The organism is Weissella koreensis KCTC 3621 (assembly GCF_000277645.1).
This window is the reverse complement of the sequence record NZ_AKGG01000017.1, coordinates 49669-75435: the sequence shown is the minus strand read 5'-3', so window position 1 is coordinate 75435 and position 25767 is coordinate 49669. Positions and strand designations below refer to the sequence as shown.

The window sequence follows — 25767 nt, the reverse complement described above, 5'->3', positions numbered from 1 at the left end:
TCTAATTTAAAAAAACAAGGTTCGATTTTGATACGAAACCTTGTTTTTTAATTTATTCTGTACTTGCTGTAATAGTACTTGAACTATCACTGTCAGTTGACTCTTCCTGCTCTAACGTTGGTAAACCATTCGATTCTATTTTATAATCAGAAACCTTACCTGCATACAAAGGTCCAGCCTTCGCCTTTTTAAGATTTAATGATTTTCGCAAAACATTTGTCGCTCGCTGTTGCTCGCTACGCGTAACATGTTCATATGAAACACCATTAATTTCCTGACCACCACCTTGAATATGATCTGTCACAATTTTATTAGCTGCTGGTAAATAATTCTTTACAATCAGCATCATATCATCATATGTTAGATCAGTTCGCGCATTTTTAGAAATTGTATTCAAAAAGCTTTGATTAACCAAGCGAGTTGGATTTGATTTAGCCTTCGTCATAATAGCTTGTAGAACTAAACGTTGGCGTTGAGTTCGCCCATAATCACCTTGTGGGTCATCATAACGCATCCGTGAGAATGCCAACGCTGCTGCCCCATTCATTTTGTTTGAATATATATACTTTTTATCCGTTGCATTTTTATTAAATCCATATGTAGCTGAGTTTTTAGTAAAAGTATACAGATCTCCTGGATCCTCGTGACCATAATTATAACCTGAGTCAGCATGGGCCGTTGTAGGATTAAATTTAAAGGTCAAAGGTGAAACAACCTTAATACCACCAACTTCATTAACCACGTCTTCCATTCCACGCATATTTACCATTCCATAATAATCAATTGGAACATTCAACCATTTTTGAACAGTTTTAATAGTTGCGGCTTCTTGTCCAAATTCATATGCTGAATTCATCTTTTGAGGAAACTCCGACTCATAGCCAACTGGAGCAATCACCGTGTCTCGTGGAATTGACATCAAAGTCGTTTGCTTTTTCTTCGGATTAACAGTCATTAACATTAATGAATCTGTTCTTCCGGCATCCGAACGGCCTAATTCACCTGTATCAGTCCCCATTAGTAAGACCGTAAAAGGTTTACTCTTTTCTAAAGCAGCTGATACGTTACGGGACTTATCAATTCCGGCACTGGAATATGTCTTATCAACAGCGTCATGAACTCGATTATAAGTTCTGGCAGCCATTACACCTAAAATAATTCCCATACAGCCTAAGACAACTCCAAAGATTCTAAAATATCTTAAGCGGGTCTTTTTAGGCTTTTGATCCTTATCGTACATATTATTACGTGAAACCCGGCTTAAAGATTGACTTTCATCTAAGTTTGGCTCATTATCCATTAAATTTCTCCTCATTTTTGGGGCTGAGTCACCCACTCTTATGTTAATTTTTCACTATTAATCCATAATATCATTTATTAATAGGATTTACTGAAATTTAAAATGCATCTTTACTAATTTTATACTTTTTTCTTTAATCAACCTTAAACAGCAACAGGTGCCTTAATTGATTTAGCGGGATGGTACCCTTCAATTTGAATATCTTCAAGTTCATAATCAAAAATAGATTTAACATTGGGATTAAGTTTTAGTTTTGGTAATGCTTGCATCGGACGATTTAATTGTTCCTGGACTTGCTCAATGTGGTTAGCATAAATATGGGCATCCCCGAAAGTATGAATGAATTCACCGACTTCTAATTCTGTCTGAGCAGCTACCATATGTAACAATAACGCATATGAAGCAATATTAAACGGTACTCCTAAGAAAATATCACCCGAACGTTGATACAATTGAAGACTTAATTTTCCATTAACCACATAAAATTGAAATAACGAATGACATGGTGGTAATGCTTGCATTGGAACAGCTTCTGGATTCCAAGCTGACACTATCAATCGGCGTGAAGTTGGATTAGTTTTAATTTCATTTACAACATTATCGATTTGATCAATAAATCCACCTTGGACTTTTTCCCAATGACGCCACTGTGCACCATAAACTTGACCTAAATCACCATATTTAGCTGCAAATTCATCGTCATTTAAAATAGAATCACAAAATATCTGATGTTGTTGTTCATACGCTAATTTAAAGTCAGAATCTTGATAAATACGATGACCAAAATCAGTCATATCTGGGCCATCATAATCGCTTGAATTAACCCAATTTTTAAAAGCCCACTCATCCCATATGTGATTGTTATTTTCAAGAAGGTACCGAATATTAGTCTCACCCTTTAAAAACCATAGAAGTTCACTCTTTATTAATTTAAAAGCAACTCGTTTAGTTGTTAAAAGTGGGAATCCTTCGCTCAAATCATAGCGTTGTTGGCGGCCAAATACAGAATACGTTCCAGTTCCAGTTCGATCGTTCTTAAATTCTCCATTTTCTAAAACATCTTTAGCGAAATCCAAATAGGCTTGTTCACTTTTACTCATGATCAATTGCTCCTTTAGTTGTTTAAAAATTGTTCAAAATGAAATTTACTTAAATCCGATTCTGTCAACTTTACTTGTTGTAATTCAACTTGCTTTTGTTGCATCAATTCCATCGCAAAATCATCATTGTGATAACTACGCAAGTAATTAATCTTGCTTATTCCCGCTTGTAATAAAAACTTTGTGCAGTGTACACATGGAAAATCAGTCACGTAAATTTCAGCTCCTTGAGCTGCAATTCCCATCTTAGCCATCTGGAGCAAGGCATTTTGTTCAGCATGAACTGCTCGAATACAATGCCCATCAACCATATAATCACCCACTTCATTACAATGAGGGGTCCCAGCAACTGAACCGTTGTATCCACTCGCAATTAATCGACCATCTTTTACTACTACTACCCCTACATGTAATCGCGTACAGGTACTACGTGAAGACAACATAACAGCCTGCATCATAAAATATTGCGGCCATTCAATTCTTTCACTATTCATTTTGTTAACCACCTTAATTTTAAGTGCCCTTATCATAGCAAATTATCAGTCTATTTAACAGGTGAACAAAATTATTATTAAATAACGTTTTAGTCTAATAAATTATTATTAAATAAAATAGCTCTTTAATTCAATATTGAATTAAAGATAAAAATGTTGTATAATGAGTAATGGTGCTTAGTCTAGTTACATCCTATAAGATTCATAAATTGGTTCATATACCAATTTATTCAAAGCGAGGTCATCCTTGCATGAAAGGAAGTGTGAATTATGCCATCCGCATTAGCAGATATTAAAGATACACTTGATGCCCATATTGGAGAATCAGTTACTTTAACTACACACGAAAGTCGTCACCGTAATATTGAACATGAGGCCATTGTTCGTGAGACTTTCCGTTCTGTCTTTGTTTTAGATTTAAAACAAGATGGTGATCAATTTGATCGTGCTTCATTTAGTTATACTGATATTTTAACCAAAAACATTGAATTAGATTTCTAATTCTTATACATACTTTATAATACATGGACTTTCAATAACTCCCTAATCTCAACTTAGATTAGAGAGTTATTTTTATATATAAAAAAGCCCCCTAGTTTTATTATAGAAAAACTAGGGGGCTTTTATTTTTTAACCAGCTGTTGTTACATTTTGATCATCATATATTTTAACAATGTCATCTTCATTTAAATTAACTACTTCAAATTCATTGATATATGCATCTTTATAGTCCAAAGGAATGATCTTAAAGTGCGAAACAACATATTCGTTGCCTACAGATACATCAGGATCCTTGTCTAAAATAAATCCAGTTAAGGTAACCATTTCTGAATCGCTAAAGGCTTTGATGTCAACTTTGAAATATCTTTCAAAATCAAATAAGGTTAATTTACCATTAACTTTATAATGCATTCTACCTTCATCATCAGATGCAATTTTTTCAATCAAGTCATCAGAAACATCATCAATTTCATCACGTACCGTTCCAAATAACTCTTCATATATATCTTTATCAGTTACAATTCCAGAAGTTCCACCATATTCATCTTTAACGACCACAATCGGTGCTCGATGGGTAATCATTTCTTCCAAGATATCTTGGATGTCTTGATTCTCGGACACATTTGGAATATTACGTAAAACAATCCGGACTGATGCTTCTGGATTGATTCGCATTTGCCGTACCAAGTCATAACTAAAGACATAACCTAAAATTTTATCTTTGTCATTATTAGCAACTACTGGTAAACGTGAAAATTTATCTTCTAAATACAGAGAAACAGCGTCACCAATAGTGGCCGTTACATCAATTACATCTAATTGAGTGCGATCAATCATAATGTCAGCTGCGACCTTATCATTCATCTCAAAGGCCCGTTTCATGAAGGCCACATCTTCTGCATCTAGTTCACCAGCTTGTGCCGCATCCTCAGATAAAGATATGATTTCATTTTGTGAATAAATATCTTCATCTGGATGCGCACTGAAACCTAATAATTTAGTGATTGACGCAGCAGCACGATCGAAGATATAGATTAAGGGATATAATATCACGTGGAAGAACCGAACCGGACGAACAATCAGTAACAGTGTTCGAACTGGTTTGTCAATCGCAATATTCTTTGGTACCAAATCTGTAAAGACCGCATGAATAAAGGTAAATATCAAAATTGCACCAATTGATGCGACTGGGTGGGCTAATTCTTTTGGTAAGATATGGGTTGAAAGGATCAAAGAAGCAATAAAAGCCTCACCAATCCAACCCAAAATCAAACTCGTCAACGTAATTCCCACCTGGGCCGTTGAAAGATATTCAGTCAGATGCTCCGTCATATGAAGCGCTCCGACCAAATTACGGCTTGGTTTACCTTCTCCAGCTTCGGCCATTGCTTTCAAAGCGCTTGGCCGGACTTTCACCAACGAATATTCGGTCAAAGTAAATAAGACCGCCAATAATAAGATTACAACAATTGCAATTAAATTATAGATAATGGACGCAGAATCCATAGGATAAAATACCTCTTTCTTTTTTATGTTCTTTTCATTTCAAGTACAACAATTATACTGAATTAATACTATTTACACAACCTTAATCCATAAATTTAATGGATTAAAGGATTAGATTAACTCCACATTAAATTTGTTTTATTTTAACATCTTCAAACAATTTTTAATACACACCAACTTCAGTTAATGCATTTTGTAATGTAATAAACTCTTCTAACGTTAACTTTTCCGCCCGAATTTTTGGATTAATTTTCGATATTTCTAAAGCATCTAATAATTTATCTTGCATCCCACCATTCTTACCGAAAGCAGTCGTTAAATTGTTCCATAATGTTTTACGTCGCATTGCGAAGCCGATTTTAAATAACTTAAATAAACGTTGTTCATTATCAGGCAAAATTTCTAACGGTTCTCTAGGTTTAAGTACTACGATTGCTGAATCAACATTTGGATTTGGAATAAATGAAGTTCGATCGACATAAAAAGCAACCCGCGCCTGAACACGATATTGTACAGTCAATGACAATGATCCATATTCTTTCGTACCTGGTTCAGCTGCTAAGCGATCCGCAACCTCCTTTTGCATCATTACTACAATGGCATCAACTTCAATTCCTGATTCTAAAATTTGCATTAGGATGGGAGTTGTAATGTAGTAAGGCAAATTGGCAACAATCTTTAAAGGAGCACTAGGGTCAGTGAAATTTTCTTGCACTGCTGACATTAGATCAACTTTTAGAATATCTTGATTGATAATTTTAATATTATCATATGGTGATAATGTATCACCTAACACCGAAATTAACCGTTCGTCAATTTCAAAAGCAACTACTTCTTTAGCTGCTCGAGCTAATTGTTCGGTTAAAGCCCCAATTCCAGGCCCAATTTCAATTACATTATCATCTTTAGTAACGTTCCCAGCTAAAACAATGTTCTTTAAAATATTTAAATCTGTTAAAAAATTTTGCCCCAAGGACTTTTTAGTATTGATGCCATATTGATTCATAATGGCTTGCGTTCGCAATGGTGTCGCAATATCGGGATAATTAGCTGTCATTCTTCTGCTCCTTTAAAATTAAATTAATCTAGCTCGGTCAAAATTTTTAATAGTTCTTCTTTTTGAATACCGAACATCTGGATTCTTTTCATAAATTGCTTACCATTAACATACCCTAAATTTAAACGCTCTGATAAATAAGTTCGTCTAGCGCCTGCCTGTGGTCCATTAATTAAACCCCATTCTAATAAATCCTGTTTAGTAATATTGGATGAAATTTCTACAATATCATTACCAGCTACTTGTGCTAGGATCGTTTGAATATTATTCAATGTTGCATACTCAATACCTAAACTATGATGTTTAATATTTGCACCAGCTTGATCCTTAGTTAAAAAAGCATGTTTTGCATTAGGTGCAATTTGTGTGACAATTTTACGAATACGTTCACCATTAAAATCAGGATCAGTAAAAACAATTACCCCTCGCGTTTTAGCTGCACGTTCAATCGTTTTTTGCGTTAACTCATCGAGTGCTGATCCATTAGTTTCAATCGTATCAGCATCAACCGCTCGTTTAATTTTAGCAGTATCAGACTTACCTTCAACTACGATAATTTCATTAATTCTCATTATTTGTTTTCCAAAGACGATGAGCATTTTCGGTTGTAACTTTAGCTAAGTCATTGTATGGCATGTCTAATTGTTCTGCCAAATTTTCCAATACATATTTTACAAACATTGGTTCGTTAGTTTTACCACGCATTGGGACTGGTGCTAAGAATGGTGCATCAGTCTCTACTAATATACGATCTAATGGCACAACTTTAGCTGCATCTTTAATATCTTGAGCATTATTAAAGGTTACAATTCCAGAAAACGAAATATACATTCCTAAATCAAGGAATCGTTTAGCCTCTTCAGGTCCTCCAGTAAAGGAATGCATCACTCCACCAAAATCTTTAACATTACTATTACTCAAAATATCATATGTATCATCAAAGGCATCGCGTGAATGAATAGTAACTGGTTTATGCATTGAATTAGCTAGATAAAGTTGATTCTTCAATGCTCCCTTTTGAACCTCATGTCCTGGATTTTCAGGCCAATAATAGTCTAGTCCAGTTTCACCAATTCCAACTACATTGGGGTCAGCTAATTGTTCTTCCAAAATGGCCATTTCTTGACTATTAAAATTAACAAGATCTTCCGTTTGCCAACCAACAGTAGCATGAACCCCTTCAAGTTTTTTAGCTAGCTCAATTGCTCGCTCATTTCCAAGCTTATTATAACCGACGACATTCATTTCCATTACACGATATTCACGTGCACGTGCCCAGTACGCCTCTGGGTCAATCCAAAGTTTCTCATCGTTTAAATGTGTGTGTGTGTCATAAGCATCAGTGGGACGCTTGGTTGGATCATAGATTGCCATATTGAACTCCTCAATTTCTTATTACTCTTTATTATATTATAACAAAATAAAAGGCTTACGGTGGTTAAGCGCAAGCCTTTCATATAATTCATATATTTTTAGGAGTAGGTAGGTATGAATATGTTGTTTAGGTATTCCCCTCTCAACACAATTAATCATAACTTTTCTACCTTAAATTAATAATAAGTTCTTTAAAAATATTTTATTTTGAGGCAAAAAAATAATGCCACCCAGGAAGCGGCACTATTTCTTTTTTAAGGAGTAGGTAGTATGAATATGTTGTTTAGGCATTCCCTCTCAACACAATTAATCATAACTTTTCTACCTTAAATTAATAATAAGTTTTTTAACATATTTTATTTTGAGGTAAAAAAATAATGTCACTCAGAGAGCGACACCATTTTCTTTTTTAGGAGTAGGTAGTATGAATATGTTGTTGTTTAGGTGTTCCCCTCTCAACACAATTAATTATAACTTTTCTACCTTAAATTAATAATAAGATTTTTTATTTTTTAACCTAATTCAGAACCAGCTTCAATCTCATCTGGCAAGATTGACAACGTGACGTTTCCATCTTTTTCAGCTGATAACAACATACCTTCTGAAACATATTTCTTCATCATTGTACGTGGCTTTAAGTTCGCAACAAAGGCTACTTTTTTACCAATTAATTGTTGATATTCTGGATACCATTTCTTAATTCCTGATAAAATTGTCCGACCTTTTGCAGTCCCGTCATCTAATTCAAACTTTAATAATTTCTTTGAATTTTCAATTTCTGAAACATTTTTAATTTCAGCAACCTTTAGAGAAACTTTTTCGAAATCATCAAATTCAATAAAATTCGGCTTAATCTCTTTTTGATCAACATTTTGCACCTTAGATTCAGCATTTTTAGCCTTTTTAACAGAAGCGGTTTCTTTTCCGCCCCCCATCATTGAGTCTCGAATATACGTAACTTCTTTTTCAACATCAATTCTTGGGAAAATTGGTGTTCCCTTTGATATAACTTTACCACCAGTTGGCAAATCAGAAAATTTCAATTGATCAATTGCTAAATTAGACTTAGATAATCCTAATTGTTTGAATATTTCTGATGGTGTTCGTGACAAAGCCGGTTGAAGTAAAATAGCAATTACTCGCAATGAGGCAGCTAAATGAGCCATAACAGAGGCTAGAATTGATTGATTTTCTTCATTTTTAGCTAATACCCATGGTTGTGTTTCATCAATATACTTATTTGCTCGAGAAATTAACTTCCAAACTTCTGCTAATGCATCTGAAACATGAAGAATTTGCATATTTTCGTTATATTTGGCAATTACTTCATCAGTTATCTCAATCAAATTTTCATCAAATTCAGTCGCACCTGTTTCCAAAGTTGGAATAACTCCATCTTCGTACTTATTAATCATTGCAACAGTTCGATTTAATAAGTTTCCAAGATCGTTAGCCAAATCAGAATTCAATTTACCAACGAAATCTTCAGGGGTAAATATTCCGTCATTACCAAATGGCATAGCTCGTAAAAGATAATAACGAACTGCATCAACGCCATAACGATCAGCTAAGACATCAGGATAAACAACATTTCCTTTTGACTTAGACATTTTACCATCTTTCATGGTCAACCAACCATGACCAATAACATTTTCTGGTAATTCTAATCCCAAAGCGTGTAACATAATTGGCCAGTAAATTGTATGGAAACGAACAATTTCTTTTCCTAATAACTGAACGTTAGCAGGCCAATATTTTTTAAACTTACTATCATCTTCAGAATCATATCCAAGAGCTGTAATATAATTTGATAGTGCATCAATCCAAACATAAATAACGTGCTTAGGATCAGATTCTACTGGTACACCCCATTTAAATGAAGTTCGTGTCACTGCTAAGTCTTCCAAACCTGGCTTAATGAAGTTATTGATCATTTCATTCATTCGCGTTACAGGCTGGATAAAATTAGGATGAGCTTGATAATATTCAAGTAACCAATCAGCATATTTAGACATAGCAAAGAAATATGATTCTTCTTTAACTAACTCGACTTCATGTCCAGATGGTGCCTTACCACCAATCACTTTTCCAGCTTCATCACGATATGCTTCAGCCAATTGTGACTCGGTAAAGTATTCCTCATCATCTACGGAATACCAGCCTTCATATTCTCCTTTATAGATGTCCCCTTGCTCTAGCAATTGGTTAAAAATCTTAGTAACAGCTTTTTCATGAATTTCATCAGTTGTACGAATGAATCCATCGTTAGTAATATCTAAAGAAGCCCATAATTTTTTGATATCATCAGCCATACTATCAACATAAGCTTGAGGAGTAACACCCATTTTATCAGCTTTTTGTTCAATTTTTAGTCCATGCTCATCGGTTCCCGTTAAATAATAAACATCTTCGTTTAATAAGCGATGATATCGAGCTGCTGCATCTGCTAAAACAGTTGTATAAGTATTACCAATATGTAGCTTCCCTGATGGGTAATAGATTGGCGTTGTAATATAAAAAGTCTTTTTATCTGTCATGTTTTCCTACTTTCAAAATACAAATGAGTATTCGTTATAAAATTTTTGTTTCTTACCTATAATAGCTAGTATAACTCTTCATTAATTATAGCAGAACCCTTATCAATTGACGCCTTAATATCTTAAGATTTGTTGGCTTTAATAACTTATTGAATTCCATGCTAGAAAGGAAGTAAATTATTAAAAAACATAACAAAAAAGCCCATCAAAATGATGAGCTTCAAACATGCACCGCAACTTCCTATCCTCGCAGGAGGCGATCCTCCAACTACTTTCGGCGTGACTGAGCTTAACTTCTGTGTTCGGGATGGGAACAGGTGTGACCTCAGTGCTATCGTCACGACACGTATTAAATTGTTGAGAGTTAGTTCCCTCAAAACTGAATCATATATATTTATAAATTTTAACAATACACCTTGAACCACCACGTCGTATTCAACTTGGTTAAGTCCTCGAACCATTAGTACTAGTCCGCTCCATACCTCACGGTACTTCCACTTCTAGCCTATCTACCTCATCATCTATAAGGGGTCTTACTTCTTTCGAATGGGAAATCTCATCTCGAGGCGAGTTTCACACTTAGATGCTTTCAGCGTTTATCTCATCCGTACATAGCTACTCAGCGATGCTCCTGGCGGAACAACTGATACACCAGTGGTACGTCCACCCCGGTCCTCTCGTACTAAGGGCAGCTCCTCTCAAATTTCCTACGCCCGCGACGGATAGGGACCGAACTGTCTCACGACGTTCTGAACCCAGCTCGCGTACCGCTTTAATGGGCGAACAGCCCAACCCTTGGGACCGACTACAGCCCCAGGATGCGATGAGCCGACATCGAGGTGCCAAACCTCCCCGTCGATGTGGACTCTTGGGGGAGATAAGCCTGTTATCCCCAGGGTAGCTTTTATCCGTTGAGCGATGGCCCTTCCATGCGGAACCACCGGATCACTAAGTCCTACTTTCGTACCTGCTCGACCTGTTAGTCTCGCAGTCAAGCTCGCTTATGCCTTTACACTCTGCGAATGATTTCCAACCATTCTGAGCGAACCTTTGAGCGCCTCCGTTACCTTTTAGGAGGCGACCGCCCCAGTCAAACTGCCTGCCAGACACTGTCTTCCACCACGATTAGTGGTGTGAGTTAGAGTGATCATACAACGAGGGTAGTATCCCACTATTGCCTCCATCGAAACTAGCGTTCCGATTTCTACGGCTCCTACCTATTCTGTACAAGCTGCACAAGCACTCAATATCAAGCTACAGTAAAGCTCCATGGGGTCTTTCCGTCCTGTCGCGGGTAACCCGCATCTTCACGGGTATTTAAATTTCACCGAGTCTCTCGTTGAGACAGTGCCCAGATCGTTACGCCTTTCGTGCGGGTCGGAACTTACCCGACAAGGAATTTCGCTACCTTAGGACCGTTATAGTTACGGCCGCCGTTTACTGGGGCTTCAATTCGCACCTTCGCCGAAGCTAAGCACTCCTTTTAACCTTCCAGCACCGGGCAGGCGTCAGCCCCTATACGTCATCTTTCGATTTTGCAGAAACCTGTGTTTTTGATAAACAGTCGCCTGGGCCTATTCACTGCGGCTCAGCTTGCGCTGAGCACCCCTTCTCCCGAAGTTACGGGGTCATTTTGCCGAGTTCCTTAACGAGAGTTCACTCGCACACCTTAGGATTCTCTCCTCGACTACCTGTGTCGGTTTGCGGTACGGGCAGGTAAACACTAACTAGAAGCTTTTCTCGGCAGCGTGACATCATGGACTTCTCTACTTTATTTCGATCCTCATCATCACTTGTTCTTAAAGGGATAAGCATTTAACTACTCCCAAAACTTGTGATTTAACCCAGCACTTCCAGTCGCTGGGATCCATTAGCCTTCTGCGTCCCTCCATCGTTCAAACATGTTCACCTGGTACTGGAATCTCAACCAGTTATCCATCGACTACGCCTTTCGGCCTCGCCTTAGGTCCCGACTAACCCTGGGAGGACGAGCCTTCCCCAGGAAACCTTAGTCATTCGGTGGACAGGATTCTCACCTGTCTTTCGCTACTCATACCGGCATTCTCACTTCTATGCGCTCCACCAGTCCTCACGGTCTGACTTCATTGCCCATAGAACGCTCTCCTATCGCGCCACTTACGTGGCACCCGTAGTTTCGGTGGTGTGTTTAGCCCCGGTACATTTTCGGCGCAGAATCACTCGACTAGTGAGCTATTACGCACTCTTTAAATGGTGGCTGCTTCTGAGCCAACATCCTAGTTGTCTATGCAACTCCACATCCTTTTCCACTTAACACACACTTAGGGACCTTAACTGACGATCTGGGCTGTTCCCCTTTCGACAATGGATCTTATCACTCACTGTCTGACTCCCGGACATACGTAATTGGCATTCGGAGTTTATCTTAATTTGGTAACCCGAGATGGGCCCCGCACCAAAACAGTGCTCTACCTCCAATACGCTACATTCCGAGGCTAGCCCTAAAGCTATTTCGGAGAGAACCAGCTATCTCCAAGTTCGATTGGAATTTCACCTCTACCCACACCTCATCCTAGCATTTTTCAACATGCACAGGTTCGGGCCTCCAGTGCGTCTTACCACACCTTCACCCTGGACATGGGTAGGTCACCTGGTTTCGGGTTTACAACTACATACTATGTCGCCCATTTCAGACTCGCTTTCGCTACGGCTCCGGTCTTTCCACCTTAACCTTGCATGTAATCATAACTCGCCGGTTCATTCTACAAAAGGCACGCCATCACCCATTAACGGGCTCTGACTTCTTGTAGGCACATGGTTTCAGGAACTTTTTCACTCCCCTTCCGGGGTGCTTTTCACCTTTCCCTCACGGTACTGGTTCACTATCGGTCACTAGGTAGTATTTAGCCTTGGGAGATGGTCCTCCCAGATTCCGACCGGATTTCACGTGTCCGGCCGTACTCAGGATCCTACACGGGAGATTGTACGTTTTCGTCTACAGGGCTATCACCTTGTTTCGCGTGGTTTCCCAACCACTTCGACTAACATACAATTTTGTAACTCCACAACGGTAGTCCTACAACCCCAAAGTGCAAGCACTTTGGTTTGGGCTCTTCCGGGTTCGCTCGCCGCTACTGACGGAATCGATATTTCTTTCTACTCCTGTTGCTAATGAGATGTTTCAGTTCACAACGTCTACCTTCAACTAGTCTATATATTCAACTAGTGATAACTTGCATAACAAGTTGGGTTCCCCCATTCGGAAATCTCCGGATCAAAGCTTACTTACAGCTCCCCGAAGCATATCGGTGTTAGTACCGTCCTTCATCGGCTCCTAGTGCCAAGGCATTCACCATGCGCCCTTAATAACTTAACCGATCAACTTTCGTTGATGATTCAAGCTTGAGTATGCGACCTAACGGTCGCTTGCGATTACCACAATATAAATATTGTGATGAACTAATTAAAAAACTCAAAAAATAACGCGGTGTAATTCACTGTCAATCATCATTGCGATGATCAACTATTGATTTACTCGGTTCAATTTATATTGTATTCAATAAAATTGAAATTTTTAAAATTTATATATATGATTCAGTTTTCAAAGAACTAATTTAACACCGAAGTGTTAATGGAGAATAGCGGGATCGAACCGCTGACCTCCTGCTTGCAAAGCAGGCGCTCTCCCAGCTGAGCTAATTCCCCAATAAAATTAAATTGAGTGTAGAACACTCAAAACTAAATAACGTTTCAATGAATATGCAGGTTTCCGATTTTCCTTAGAAAGGAGGTGATCCAGCCGCAGGTTCTCCTACGGCTACCTTGTTACGACTTCACCCTAATCATCTGTCCCACCTTAGGCGGCTGGCTCCTAATAAAAGGTTACCTCACCGACTTTGGGTGTTACAAACTCTCATGGTGTGACGGGCGGTGTGTACAAGACCCGGGAACGTATTCACCGCGGCGTGCTGATCCGCGATTACTAGCGATTCCGACTTCGTGTAGGCGAGTTGCAGCCTACAGTCCGAACTGAGACAAGCTTTAAGAGATTTGCGCACCCTCGCGGGTTGGCGACTCGTTGTACTTGCCATTGTAGCACGTGTGTAGCCCAGGTCATAAGGGGCATGATGATTTGACGTCATCCCCGCCTTCCTCCGGTTTGTCACCGGCAGTCTTGCTAGAGTGCCCAACTAAATGCTGGCAACTAACAATAAGGGTTGCGCTCGTTGCGGGACTTAACCCAACATCTCACGACACGAGCTGACGACAACCATGCACCACCTGTCACTTTGTCCCCGAAGGGAAAGCTCCATCTCTGGAGTGGTCAAAGGATGTCAAGACCTGGTAAGGTTCTTCGCGTTGCTTCGAATTAAACCACATGCTCCACCGCTTGTGCGGGTCCCCGTCAATTCCTTTGAGTTTCAACCTTGCGGTCGTACTCCCCAGGCGGAGTGCTTAATGCGTTAGCTTCGTCACTCAAGGGCGGAAACCCTCGAACAACTAGCACTCATCGTTTACAGTGTGGACTACCAGGGTATCTAATCCTGTTTGCTACCCACACTTTCGAGCCTCAACGTCAGTTACAGTCCAGAAAGCCGCCTTCGCCACTGGTGTTCTTCCTTATATCTACGCATTTCACCGCTACACATGGAGTTCCACTTTCCTCTACTGCACTCAAGTTATCCAGTTTCCAAAGCAATTCCTCGGTTGAGCCGAGGGCTTTCACTTCAGACTTAAATAACCGTCTGCGCTCGCTTTACGCCCAATAAATCCGGATAACGCTTGGAACATACGTATTACCGCGGCTGCTGGCACGTATTTAGCCGTTCCTTTCTGGTAAGATACCGTCACACATTGAACAGTTACTCTCAATGTCATTCTTCTCTTACAACAGTGTTTTACGAGCCGAAACCCTTCATCACACACGCGGCGTTGCTCCATCAGACTTTCGTCCATTGTGGAAGATTCCCTACTGCTGCCTCCCGTAGGAGTATGGGCCGTGTCTCAGTCCCATTGTGGCCGGTCAGTCTCTCAACTCGGCTATGTATCATTGTCTTGGTGAGCCATTACCTCACCAACTAACTAATACACCGCGGGACCATCTCTTAGTGATAGCAAGACCATCTTTTAAACTAAAACCATGCGGTTTTAATTATTATACGGTATTAGCATTTGTTTCCAAATGTTATCCCCTGCTAAGAGGTAGGTTTCCCACGTGTTACTCACCCGTTCGCCACTCATTGCAATGTTGAAAATCAAATCTGAACAAGTTCTTCATATCATTTCAACCACAATGCGTTCGACTTGCATGTATTAGGCACGCCGCCAGCGTTCATCCTGAGCCAGGATCAAACTCTCAATTTAAAATTGAAAAGCTTGAGTATAACTCAATCTTTTTTTTGTTGTTTAACAGTTGTTAAACGAATTTACTAGCGAAATTGACTTCGCAAATGTTTGTATCTTCCATATTATAAATATGAGACACACCTGCACATTTGTTTCATCGAAACGTTATTTAGTTTTCAATGTTCTACTCGTCGCCTCTCACGAGACAACTTAATTAGTATAACAAGTAATTGATTTGATGTCAACAACTAATTTTAATTAGTTTTAAACTTGTTTGTTGCCTTATTTGTTTCGTTCCAACAACATTTATTAATATTACTAGCAAAACTACTTTTCGTCAATAGTATTTTTTACTTTTTTTTAAATTAATTATATCCGATAGTTTTATTATAAATTAATGCGATATAAATTACCTGTAAACAGCTATTAACATGCCTACCTCAAGCAATATTCTAGTAATTAAAAAGATTGATTGCTTCATAAAAAAATGAAACAATCAATCTTTTTAAATCATCAATTTGATTAATAGGCTGTATAAGGTTGCTTTAATTGTTCGAATAATTCTTTAGTGGGCAAAGCATAAAGTTCCTTGAAGAATTCTGCAGTATTAGTTCCTGGAGCTTTTAATATGAAACTATTTTGACCAGAAGTTTTATCTTCACCAATAAAGACGGCATTCTTATTGTTGTCATCCCCAAATTGATTGAAATCAACATGACGAATTCCATAATTACTTGAGACCGGTTGTTCTAATTGTTCAGCTGAAAGCACTGGTGTAACCGTTGCAAATTCTTGAGCATGTATTTCAGGTAAATCCCATGCCAACATTTGAGCATCAAAGCCCTTAAACAAAGTTTGAATTGCTTGACCAACAGTAAATGGATCTTTAATCTTTTCAACTATCATTTGATCAAAGAGTAGTTCAGCTGCAGCAAAAGATTCAGGAAATTTACTCTTTAATTCATTATTGATTTCATCTACATCCTCTGAAACAGCAGATAAAAACACTTTAGTATCAATTAATGTTAGCAACCGTAGAGCAGCTTCATCTTGCTTTCCATCTTCAGGTGTTAATGTATTTAAAACACCATTTATATAAGCTTTAACCACTTCATTCGTTAATTGACCATGCTTGGCTTGTTCCCGATAGATAATTGCATTTAACGCCGGCTGATACAAATAGGTCATCATAATCATCAATTGCTCATCAATTTTTTCTTCTTTAGTCCGCAATTGGAAATAAACCTGTGGATATCCATTTAAAGTCAGCATCATTTTTAACATTTCACGAGTAGCTTCAAAATCAGGCGCAGTTAGATCATTCACCTCAATCATTAAACGACTACCAAGAGCGTCAGTCGTTACATGTTCAGGTAAAATCATATTAGTTTTAGTTCCCGTCGTCCGTAAAACAATTGATCCGGGGTAAATTTGATTCAATTGATCTAACAATTGTTGTGTTTCCTTTGAAAATCCCATTATTATTTTCCTCTTATTCTTTTTAATAATTTCACTGCTTGTTGACTATCTTTAATTGAACTTTGCTTAATTAGGTCAGCTAAAAGGTTAACTTCTAATCCAACTGCACCAACCTGAACTGCCAAAGATTTTGCTTGTAACCCCATATGTCCGCGTTGAATTCCTTCGGTTACTAAAGAACGAAGTGCTGCTAAATGTTGAGCTATCCCAACTGAGACAATTAAATCTGTTAGTTCTTCCACTGTAGGGTTTTTCATTATTTTATGATTTAGTTGAACTAAAGGAACAATCCCTATTGATCCTCCAACAATTCCAACTAAGATTGGCATCGAAGTAGTCCCCACAAGTTGATCATCTTGAACTTTCCATTGAATAAGCCCTTTATATTGACCATCTCGAGCCGCAAATGCATGCAAAGCCGCATTAACATTACGTGTATCATTTCCACTGGCTAATACTATAGCTTCAATCCCATTCATAATACCCTTATTTGCTGTAACAGCTCGATTAACCGATATTTGTTCAATTTTGTTAGCTTGCACAATTTTCTTCGCAATCGTTGACCCATCCAAATCAGACTTACCGACCAACGCCTCAAACGGTATACGAACTTGAGCATCAGTCACTGCATATTTAGCATTGTTAGATAAAATAGCCATCAAAACTTGATAGCCCACCTTACGCAAATAATCAGCCACAGCCTCAACCATTGTGTTGGTTAAGTTAGCTCCCATTGCTGCCTTGGGATCAACCAATATGTTAATTTCCGCAGTTTGTGCATCAAGTTTTGTTAGTTTAACTATCTGCGCTCCACCGCCCCTTTTAAGCATTGAAGGATGTGCATCATTAGCAATTTCCAAGATTTTAATTTGATTAGTTTCGATAAACTTTTGTAGGGACCCAAAGTCATCAATCTCCGTTAAAATAATTTGTCCCATCATTAAACGCTGTTGTCGAATTGTCTTAATTCCCGTTCCAGCTGAAATAATTTTGGCTCCATAATTTGCTGCCGCAATGACACTCGGTTCTTCAGTCGCCATTGGAACAATCCAATCTTTTTGATTAACTTTTAAGTTAAACAATAAGCCTGTAGGAACTCCAAATTGGTAAATATAATTCTCGACTTGAGCCTCTCCGATGAGATCATAATATGCTTGGAACAATGCTAATTCATTCTGATCAAATTTATAATCCTCTTGTAGCCGCCTAATACGTTGAGCTTGATCTAAATGATAAAAGCCCGACCACTTATTCATCACTTTCCTCCAAATCCTCTTTATCAACTATTCGATAACTAACTTTCTGATTTTCACCTGATTTTTTTTGATATGCCAATAAACGTTGATTTCCGTCTGTATCAAAATCACCAAGATCAATATAAACCATATCTTCTTCATAAACTAATCCATGGAATGCACTGGATAAAATATCATGCGTTGGTCGCATAAAATTCTGTGTCTCATCAACACGTATCACCGCATTTTTTAATGTATTCCCTTGATCCAAATAGGTTTTTATCATCATAATTCTAATAAACATTTTAAACGGGTAGATTCTTCCAGACTGTTCATCTTCCCGTTCCAAAGGCATAATAATCCCTTTGCTTTCCCAATACCTTAATTGGCGTGCTGATATTCCAGACATTGATTCAATTTCGCCAATTCTAAATACATATTGTGACATGTTAAATCCAAATTTTAACTGTTCTTTTTTAAATAAATATTTCATACTACTATTCCCGCCTCCCTTTTTATTTTTGGTTAGGCCAGTTTTCACCTACTTAATAGTTTCTGTTTCAAACTTAATTATTCATTCTATTTAAAAATAAATCCTCATCAACTTTAAAAATAAAATTAACGTTCAGCGTAATTATAACGTATTTATGAAACTAAATAAAAAAAGAAGCTAATTAATCTAGCACGACTATGATTTAGATTTAATAATCTAACCACAAAGTCTACTATGATCTATAGCTTCCTAAATTTAATACTATGGATTTGGTTCATTATCCGCTCCGGCATCATGCTTATCAACATCATCCGGATTTTGTTGCGTAATTCTTGAAGTATCTGAACGCGGCTCCGATTTTTCTGGCGCGTCGGTCTGATAAAGGTCCACTGTACTCTTATCTCCGTTCTTATGATAAAGGTCAGTAGCATTATCTCCTAACTTGACTGACAAGTTTTCCAACTTTCCTAAGCCATGCGCATAATTGTACTTCTGTGCTTGAATTGGTTTAAATTTCTTTGGAGTATAGAAACGTAAGAGGTCTTTTTGATTTATTGAATCAGAAACCGATAATTGTTTATTAACCTTCTCTTGAATTTTATCTACTTTAGCTTGTTGCTTAGTCGTTAATTTCTTAAGCACCTTCCCATTACTATCGTAAATTTCATCTCCAGCCCTACTGTATTCAGGTGTTATCCAATTATTATTACGGAATGCCACAATTTGTTCCTTTTTAGAATCCAACAAATTCTGACCAACATTCACATATTGCTTTGCATTCTTAACACCTAAGAGACGAAGCAAAGTTGGCATTACGTCAACTTCACCACCATAAGTATCCTTAATTCCACCACCATGCCAGCCCGGCATATTTACCATAAACGGAACTCGCTGCAATTGTTGATTATCCCAATCCGTCCAATCATCAGCAGACTTACCGATAACTGGTGCTAAACTCTTATTTTCAGAATTAGAAATTCCGTAATGATCACCATATAAAACAATCATTGAATTATCAGCTAATCCAGACTTATCCAAATAGTCATAAAATTCTTTGATTGATTGATCTAAGTAATGATTAGTTTCAAAGTATCCATTCACTACATCTGAATCCGTAGATGCCGTTTGAAAATTAGCATCCTTATCTCGGTCATCAAGAGCATAAGGGAAATGGTTCGTCACCGTAATATATTTAGCATAAAACGGTTGTTGAAGTCTTTCCAAATATTTAATGGAATCATTAAACAATAATTTGTCTTTAAGCCCATATCCCATTGCCTTGTCGCCAGATGTATCGTAATAACTAGCATCAAAGAAATACTGATAACCCATATTTTTATAAACGTTATTTCGATTCCAAAAACTAGCATTATTTCCATGGAACACTGCTGAAGAATAATTCTGTGTTTGATGTAGGATTGCTGGCATCGCTTGGAAAGTTTGATCTGAACCGTGCGAAGCAAACAATGAACCTGATGGCAGACCAAAAGTTCCAGTCTCCAACATATTTTCCGCATCTGATGTCTTACCCTGACCAACCTGATTAAAAAAGTTACTAAAGCTTAAAGTTGAGTCAGAATGATACAAACTATTCAGGAATGGTGTCACTTCTTGTCCATTTAACTGCATATCAATGACAAATTGCTGAAATGATTCCAAATGAATAACAAAGACATTTTTACCCTTTGCCACCCCCTGATACTTCGTTACATCAGATAAATTATGATCATCAATATAATCCAAAGCCTTTTGTACATCGGTTTTCTTAACCGAATTTCGTTCACGATTAATATTGCGGAGACGAACACCATCAGAAATAGTAAATGCATCAATTCCTAAATATTTCACCATATAGTTTGAATCAAATTGCCGTCCAATTAATTGAGGGCGATCAATCTCACCCAAAGTTAGAGTCAACATAAAGAGGAATATCCCTAATGTTGAGAAGGCAAAACTCATAAATTTATTTGGTGATTCATTATCAGCCTTAATTTTTTTAAATAAAAATAAACCAATAATAACTACAAAATCAAGCCAGAAAAAGATATCATGAAAATTAGCTAAAGCTAGTCCTGATGCACTTAGTCCCTGGTTAACCTTGTTATAACCCAACATCGTAGAAACGGACATAAAATCAGTAAATTCACGATAATAAATAACATTTAAATAAAGTAATAATGTATTGATAAATGCCATTACAATTGCAATTGGATAAAAATAACGACTTTTTCTAAAATAAAAGGCTAATCCAATAAATAATAATGGCAACGGCAATGGATTCAAAATAATCGTAATCACTTGAATGACACTTGACCCACTAAATAAATTAAAATCCAATACATAGGCCATCATGCTCTTCAGCCAAAATAATAATACCAACAAAATAATAAAACCAAGACGCGATTTTATCCAATCAAATCGACCATAATGTCTCAAAACTGCTCCTCCTTCAAGCCAATTAGTAATTTTTAAACTTACAAAATGGTGAGTTTGCTAAATTTATAAAAGCCATAATTAAAATTAACCGGTCGATATCACAGGTCAATTTATTTCTTAAATTAATTTAAGATCGTATCAAATCCCTAATTCAGGCGATCTAAATCTACTTTTAATTTTTTATAACCGTCCCATTATATAACATTTACCATCTTCTTGGCTTAAAAAAAGAAGCCGTATAAGTAAAATAAACATTACTTAACTGCATCAAATCAGAGTATACCTCAAATTTAATACTACGGCTTCTTTTTATATTTTTAATTTAAAAATTAATTAACTAAATAAAATCACAATAATTATTGATCAGTTTCAGCTCGATCTAATAATTTATTAACAGCATCAGTTCCAATTTCATCATTGGTATTATCCGTAACTGATCCTACTTGATTTTCTTCATCATCATTAACTTCAACCACTTCTTCAGCATCCATCTTTGTGAAGGTAGCAACCTTAGTTTCAGATCCCAAACGCATCAATCGTACTCCTTGCGTAGCTCGACCGGTTTGTGAAACTGAATCGACGGTGAATCGAATCATAACCCCTTGATCTGTTGTTAGCATCACGTCCTCATCACCAGAAACAATTGAAATTCCCACTAATGATCCGTTTTTATCTGTGATATTAGCAGTTTTAATTCCTTTACCACCACGACCCTTAACAGGATATTCTGATACTGAAGTTCGCTTACCATAACCATTTTCAGTAATTACTAGAACTTCATCGCCATCATGACGAACATCCGCTCCAACAACATAATCACCTTCACGTAAACGAATCCCACGAACTCCGGCCGCTGAACGACCCATTGAACGAACATTAGTTTCACTAAATGAAACTGAATATCCATCATGAGTTCCAATAAAGATCTCTTGTTCGCCGTCACTAGTTAAGACTGCAATCAATTCATCCTCATCATGGAGAGTTAAGGCTTTCAAACCATTTGTACGGATATTACCGAATTCTGATACTGAAGTTCGCTTAACCACACCTTGTTGAGTCACAAAGAAGAGATAATCATTTGATTCAGCGGTGTCACCTCGGACATTAATTATCTTGGTAACTTGCTCATTATCATCTAATTTACCTAACAAATTAATAACTGGAATTCCTTTGGCTGTCCGACCATACTCAGGAATTTCATATCCCTTCATTCGGTAAACCTTACCTAAGCTTGTAAAGAAGAGAAGCGTATCGTGAGTTGAAGTCCCAATTAATTGGTCAATATAATCATCATCATTCAGACCCATTCCTTGAACTCCACGACCACCTCTATTTTGTGCTCTAAATTCAGAAGTTGGGACTCGCTTAATGTAGCCACCATTCGTAAGAGTTACCACGATTTCTTCTTCTTCAATTAGATCTTCATCTTCAAGGTTTGTAACATCCCCAATTTGTAACTCCGTTCGACGAGCATCACCATGCTTAGCTTGAATTTCAAGTAATTCTTCATAGATAATTTGATCCAACCGAGATTGATTAGCCAAAATATCCTTCAAATCAGCAATTTGAGTCATCAAAGCTTGATATTCGCCTTCAATCTTATCGCGTTCTAAGCCAGTCAATCGAACCAAACGCATATCTAAGATTGCTTGTGACTGCTTATCAGAAAGTGAATATTCATTGATCAAACGATCTTTAGCAATTTCTGCTGTCTTTGAATTGCGAATAATTGAAATAATAGCATCAATATGATCAAGTGCAATCCGCAAACCTTCTAAGATATGCGCACGCGCTTCAGCTTTCTTCAATTCAAATTTTGTTCGACGACGAATAACATTTTGTTGATGCTCCAAGTATGAAACTAAAATTTCTTTTATGCCCATCAACTTTGGCTCACCATTTTTAACCGCCAACATATGGAAATTATAAGTGGTTTGCAAAAGGGTATTTTTGTACAAATTGTTTAAGACTACTGAAGCTGAAGCATCTCGACGAACATCAATTGCAATCCGATAACCTTCACGATCAGATTCATCGTTCGCTCCAGAAATACCTTCAACTCGCTTGTCCCGTGCTAATTCAACAATTCGTTGAATCAAACGAGCCTTGTTAACCATATAAGGCAACTCAGTCACTACAATTTTTTCACGTCCACTCTTATCTGTCTCAATTTCCACCTTAGCTCGAACGGTTACTTTACCTTCACCAGTTTCATAAGCTCGACGAATTCCAGCCTTTCCCATTACGATTGCCCCAGTTGGGAAATCAGGACCAGGAATTGCTTCCATCAATTCAGTTGTTGTAATCTCTGGATTATTCATCAACATGTGAAGTCCATTAATTACTTCACCCAAATTATGTGGTGGAATATTGGTAGTCATTCCAACTGCGATTCCAGTCACTCCATTAACCAATAAATTAGGGAAACGTGCTGGTAAAACAGTTGGTTCACGATCAGTTCCATCATAGTTATCTACAAAATCAATCGTATCTTTATTGATATCACGTAACATTTCAACTGCAATTTTTGACAACCGAGCCTCGGTATATCGCATAGCGGCAGCTGGGTCTCCATCAATTGATCCAAAATTTCCATGCCCATCAACTAACATATTTCGATAGCTAAAATCTTGAGCCATTCGAACCATTGCTTCATAAATTGCTGAATCACCGTGTGGATGATATTTACCCATAACATCCCCAACAATACGAGCTGACTTTTTATGTTGTTTATCCGGGGTCACCCCTAATTCATGCATTCCATATAGAATACGACGATGAACGGGTTTCAATCCATCTCGTACGTCAGGCAATGCTCGCGCCACAATAACTGACATGGCATAATTCAAAAATGAATTCTTCATTTGCGCGCTTAATGGGGCATTACTAATCCGCCCGTCATTTTGTGCTATTTCTTCAGTCATTTTTAACTCCCTTCAATCAATAATTTAAATTAAACATCCAACTCGGCATAACGCGCATTTTGTTCAATAAATTCACGTCGAGGCTCAACCTTATCACCCATCAACATACTAAATACTTGATCAGCTTCTTCGGCATCATCTAATTCAACTCGCAGCATACGACGTTGAGTAGGATCCATGGTTGTTTCCCAAAGTTGTTCGGCATCCATTTCACCAAGTCCCTTATAACGTTGAACAACTGGCTTAGGGCTAGCTGGCAAAGTTGGTAACAGTTCATTTAATTCTTGATCAGTATCAAGGTATTTAACAAACTTACCTTGTCGAACCTGATACAAAGGTGGTTGTGCGATATAAACAAATCCGGCTTCTAGCAGCGGACGCATGTAGCGATAAATCAATGTTAATAGCAAAGTTCTAATGTGAGCTCCATCAACATCGGCGTCAGTCATGATGATTAATTTATGATAATGAACTTTTTCAATATTAAATTCTTCACCAAAGCCAGTTCCCATCGCCGTAAACAATGAACGAATTTCTTCATTGGCTAAAATAGTTTTCATTTGAGCCTTTTCAACGTTCAAAATTTTACCTCGAATTGGCAAAATAGCTTGAGTTAATCGTTCTCGACCTTGCTTAGCAGAACCACCGGCAGAGTCACCCTCAACAATAAATAATTCTGATATAGCTGGATCTTTAGAAGTATTATTTGCTAGCTTACCAGGTAAGTTTGAAATTTCTAATCCAGTTTTCTTTCGAGATTCTTCACGGGCCTTTTTGGCTGCCATCCGAGCTTTTTTAGCTGATTGACCCTTTTCAACGATTTGCTTAGCTATTACCGGATTCTCATACATAAAACGTTTAAATGTTTCATTAAACATTCGATAAACAGCAGTCCGGGCATCTGAACTACCCAATTTAGCTTTCGTTTGACCCTCAAATAATGGATCAGGATGCTTTACTGAAACAATTGCCGTCAAACCTTCTCTTAAATCATCAATTGTAAGTGTATCATCATCTTCTTTTAAGATGTTATTTTGACGAGCATAATCATTTATTACCCGCGTCATTGCTGTTTTAAATCCGGTCTCGTGCGTTCCACCTTCCCAAGTATTGATATTGTTAGCGAAAGAAAGCAACACATTTGATCGATAATCATCGGTATACTGCAAGGCAACTTCAACTTCAATATTATTTGAAGTTCCCTCAACATAAACTGGTTCTTCAAACAAAACAGTCTTATTTCGGTTCAAGTATTCAACATACTCTCTCAAACCACCTTCATAATAGAAAGTCTCAGTTTTATTTTCATCATTTCGTTTGTCAGTGAATGAAATGCGCAAGCCCTTATTCAAAAAGGCTAATTCACGAACTCGATCAATTAAAGTCTTAGCATTGAAGACTGTGGTCTCTTGGAAAATATCAGCATCCGGAACAAAGTGCACGATCGTTCCACGTTCCACTTCCAATCCTTCTGCTGAAATTTCAGTAATAGTCTGTACCGTTCGTCCACGTTCAAAGGCCATTTGATAACCTTTTCCATCACGAACTACTATAGCATCTAGGCGTGTTGAAAGAGCATTAACTACAGAAGCCCCAACTCCGTGTAATCCACCAGAAACCTTATAACCACCACCATCAAATTTTCCACCAGCATGTAGAACCGTAAAGACTGTCTCTAAGGCTGATTTCCCAGTTTTCTTTTGTAAATCAACTGGGATTCCTCGACCATTGTCAGTTACTGTAACCGAATTATCAGCTTCAATTGTAACAGTGACATGATCTGCAAAGCCAGCCATGGCCTCATCAATTCCATTATCAACAATTTCCCAAACTAAATGATGGAGTCCCTGACTAGAAGTTGTTCCAATATACATTCCAGGTCGCTTACGAACTGCTTCAAGACCCTCAAGCACTTCGATTTGACTAGCATCATAAGCTCCAGCCTCCGTGTGCATAACCCCCACTTCTTCTGAATTGATTGATGTTACTTGTTCTTCATCAGCCAT

At 37.7% G+C, this 25767-nt stretch carries 15 protein-coding genes, 1 tRNA gene and 3 rRNA genes; 1 reads left to right on the top strand and 18 read right to left on the bottom strand.

All coding sequences use genetic code 11. The features are described 5' to 3' along the window. Nucleotides 1-52 precede the first annotated feature (52 nt). The 3 genes from JC2156_RS08455 to JC2156_RS08445 form a co-directional block, all read right to left on the bottom strand. Nucleotides 53-1300, bottom strand: a complete 1248-nt coding sequence (locus tag JC2156_RS08455; RefSeq protein WP_006846225.1) for an LCP family glycopolymer transferase — start codon at nucleotides 1298-1300, stop codon at nucleotides 53-55. A 143-nt stretch (nucleotides 1301-1443) separates the two neighbouring features. Further along, nucleotides 1444-2400, bottom strand: a complete 957-nt coding sequence (locus tag JC2156_RS08450; protein WP_006846224.1) for a thymidylate synthase — start codon at nucleotides 2398-2400, stop codon at nucleotides 1444-1446. Between the two features lie 14 nt (nucleotides 2401-2414). Continuing rightward, nucleotides 2415-2894 (bottom strand): ComE operon protein 2, encoded by a 480-nt coding sequence (locus JC2156_RS08445; protein WP_006846223.1) that lies wholly within the window; start codon nucleotides 2892-2894, stop codon nucleotides 2415-2417. Nucleotides 2895-3164: 270 nt separating this feature from the next. Here JC2156_RS08445 and JC2156_RS08440 point away from each other — a divergent pair, with 270 nt between their 5' ends. Continuing rightward, nucleotides 3165-3395 (top strand): Veg family protein, encoded by a 231-nt coding sequence (locus tag JC2156_RS08440; RefSeq protein WP_006846222.1) that lies wholly within the window; start codon nucleotides 3165-3167, stop codon nucleotides 3393-3395. A gap of 129 nt (nucleotides 3396-3524) precedes the next feature. Here JC2156_RS08440 and JC2156_RS08435 read toward each other — a convergent pair whose 3' ends face one another. From JC2156_RS08435 to gyrB, 15 genes are all read right to left on the bottom strand, one after another. Then, on the bottom strand, nucleotides 3525-4901 hold the full coding sequence (locus JC2156_RS08435; protein WP_006846221.1) for a hemolysin family protein: 1377 nt from the start codon (nucleotides 4899-4901) through the stop codon (nucleotides 3525-3527). A 163-nt stretch (nucleotides 4902-5064) separates the two neighbouring features. Then, nucleotides 5065-5958 carry a 16S rRNA (adenine(1518)-N(6)/adenine(1519)-N(6))-dimethyltransferase RsmA gene (rsmA, locus tag JC2156_RS08430; protein ID WP_006846220.1) on the bottom strand — a complete coding sequence of 298 codons (894 nt, stop codon included), beginning with the start codon at nucleotides 5956-5958 and terminating at the stop codon, nucleotides 5065-5067. Nucleotides 5959-5981: 23 nt separating this feature from the next. After that, the gene (gene rnmV / locus JC2156_RS08425) at nucleotides 5982-6530 is read right to left on the bottom strand and encodes a ribonuclease M5 (RefSeq protein WP_006846219.1); all 549 of its coding nucleotides are present in this window, start codon (nucleotides 6528-6530) and stop codon (nucleotides 5982-5984) included. Further along, on the bottom strand, nucleotides 6520-7332 hold the full coding sequence (locus JC2156_RS08420) for a TatD family hydrolase (RefSeq protein WP_006846218.1): 813 nt from the start codon (nucleotides 7330-7332) through the stop codon (nucleotides 6520-6522). Before JC2156_RS08420 ends, rnmV begins: the two co-directional genes overlap by 11 nt. Nucleotides 7333-7844: 512 nt before the next feature. Then, a complete protein-coding gene (gene metG / locus JC2156_RS08415) occupies nucleotides 7845-9869 on the bottom strand; it encodes a methionine--tRNA ligase (RefSeq protein ID WP_006846217.1) in 2025 nt (674 codons plus the stop codon). A 228-nt stretch (nucleotides 9870-10097) separates the two neighbouring features. Continuing rightward, nucleotides 10098-10214, bottom strand: a 5S ribosomal RNA gene (gene rrf / locus JC2156_RS08410). Between the two features lie 95 nt (nucleotides 10215-10309). Next, nucleotides 10310-13224 (bottom strand): 23S ribosomal RNA (locus tag JC2156_RS08405). 256 nt (nucleotides 13225-13480) lie between these two features. After that, a tRNA-Ala gene (locus JC2156_RS08400) sits at nucleotides 13481-13553 on the bottom strand. 78 nt (nucleotides 13554-13631) lie between these two features. Next, nucleotides 13632-15212: ribosomal RNA gene (locus JC2156_RS08395) — 16S ribosomal RNA — on the bottom strand. Together the 16S, 23S and 5S rRNA genes with 1 tRNA gene alongside form the textbook arrangement of a ribosomal RNA operon. 504 nt (nucleotides 15213-15716) lie before the next feature. Next, the gene (locus JC2156_RS08390; protein ID WP_006846216.1) at nucleotides 15717-16673 is read right to left on the bottom strand and encodes a hypothetical protein; all 957 of its coding nucleotides are present in this window, start codon (nucleotides 16671-16673) and stop codon (nucleotides 15717-15719) included. Between the two features lie 2 nt (nucleotides 16674-16675). Next, nucleotides 16676-17929, bottom strand: coding sequence for a hydroxymethylglutaryl-CoA reductase, degradative (locus JC2156_RS08385; RefSeq protein WP_006846215.1), 1254 nt, complete (start codon nucleotides 17927-17929; stop codon nucleotides 16676-16678). Next, entirely contained in the window at nucleotides 17922-18401 is a 480-nt protein-coding gene (locus tag JC2156_RS08380) for a MerR family transcriptional regulator (protein WP_006846214.1), read from the bottom strand. The genes JC2156_RS08385 and JC2156_RS08380 overlap by 8 nt, the downstream gene beginning before the upstream one ends. Nucleotides 18402-18662: 261 nt before the next feature. Then, nucleotides 18663-20837, bottom strand: a complete 2175-nt coding sequence (locus JC2156_RS08375) for an LTA synthase family protein (RefSeq protein ID WP_038241362.1) — start codon at nucleotides 20835-20837, stop codon at nucleotides 18663-18665. A 356-nt stretch (nucleotides 20838-21193) separates the two neighbouring features. After that, entirely contained in the window at nucleotides 21194-23761 is a 2568-nt protein-coding gene (gene gyrA, locus JC2156_RS08370; protein WP_006846212.1) for a DNA gyrase subunit A, read from the bottom strand. 29 nt (nucleotides 23762-23790) lie between these two features. Further along, nucleotides 23791-25767, bottom strand: a complete 1977-nt coding sequence (gene gyrB, locus JC2156_RS08365) for a DNA topoisomerase (ATP-hydrolyzing) subunit B (protein WP_006846211.1) — start codon at nucleotides 25765-25767, stop codon at nucleotides 23791-23793.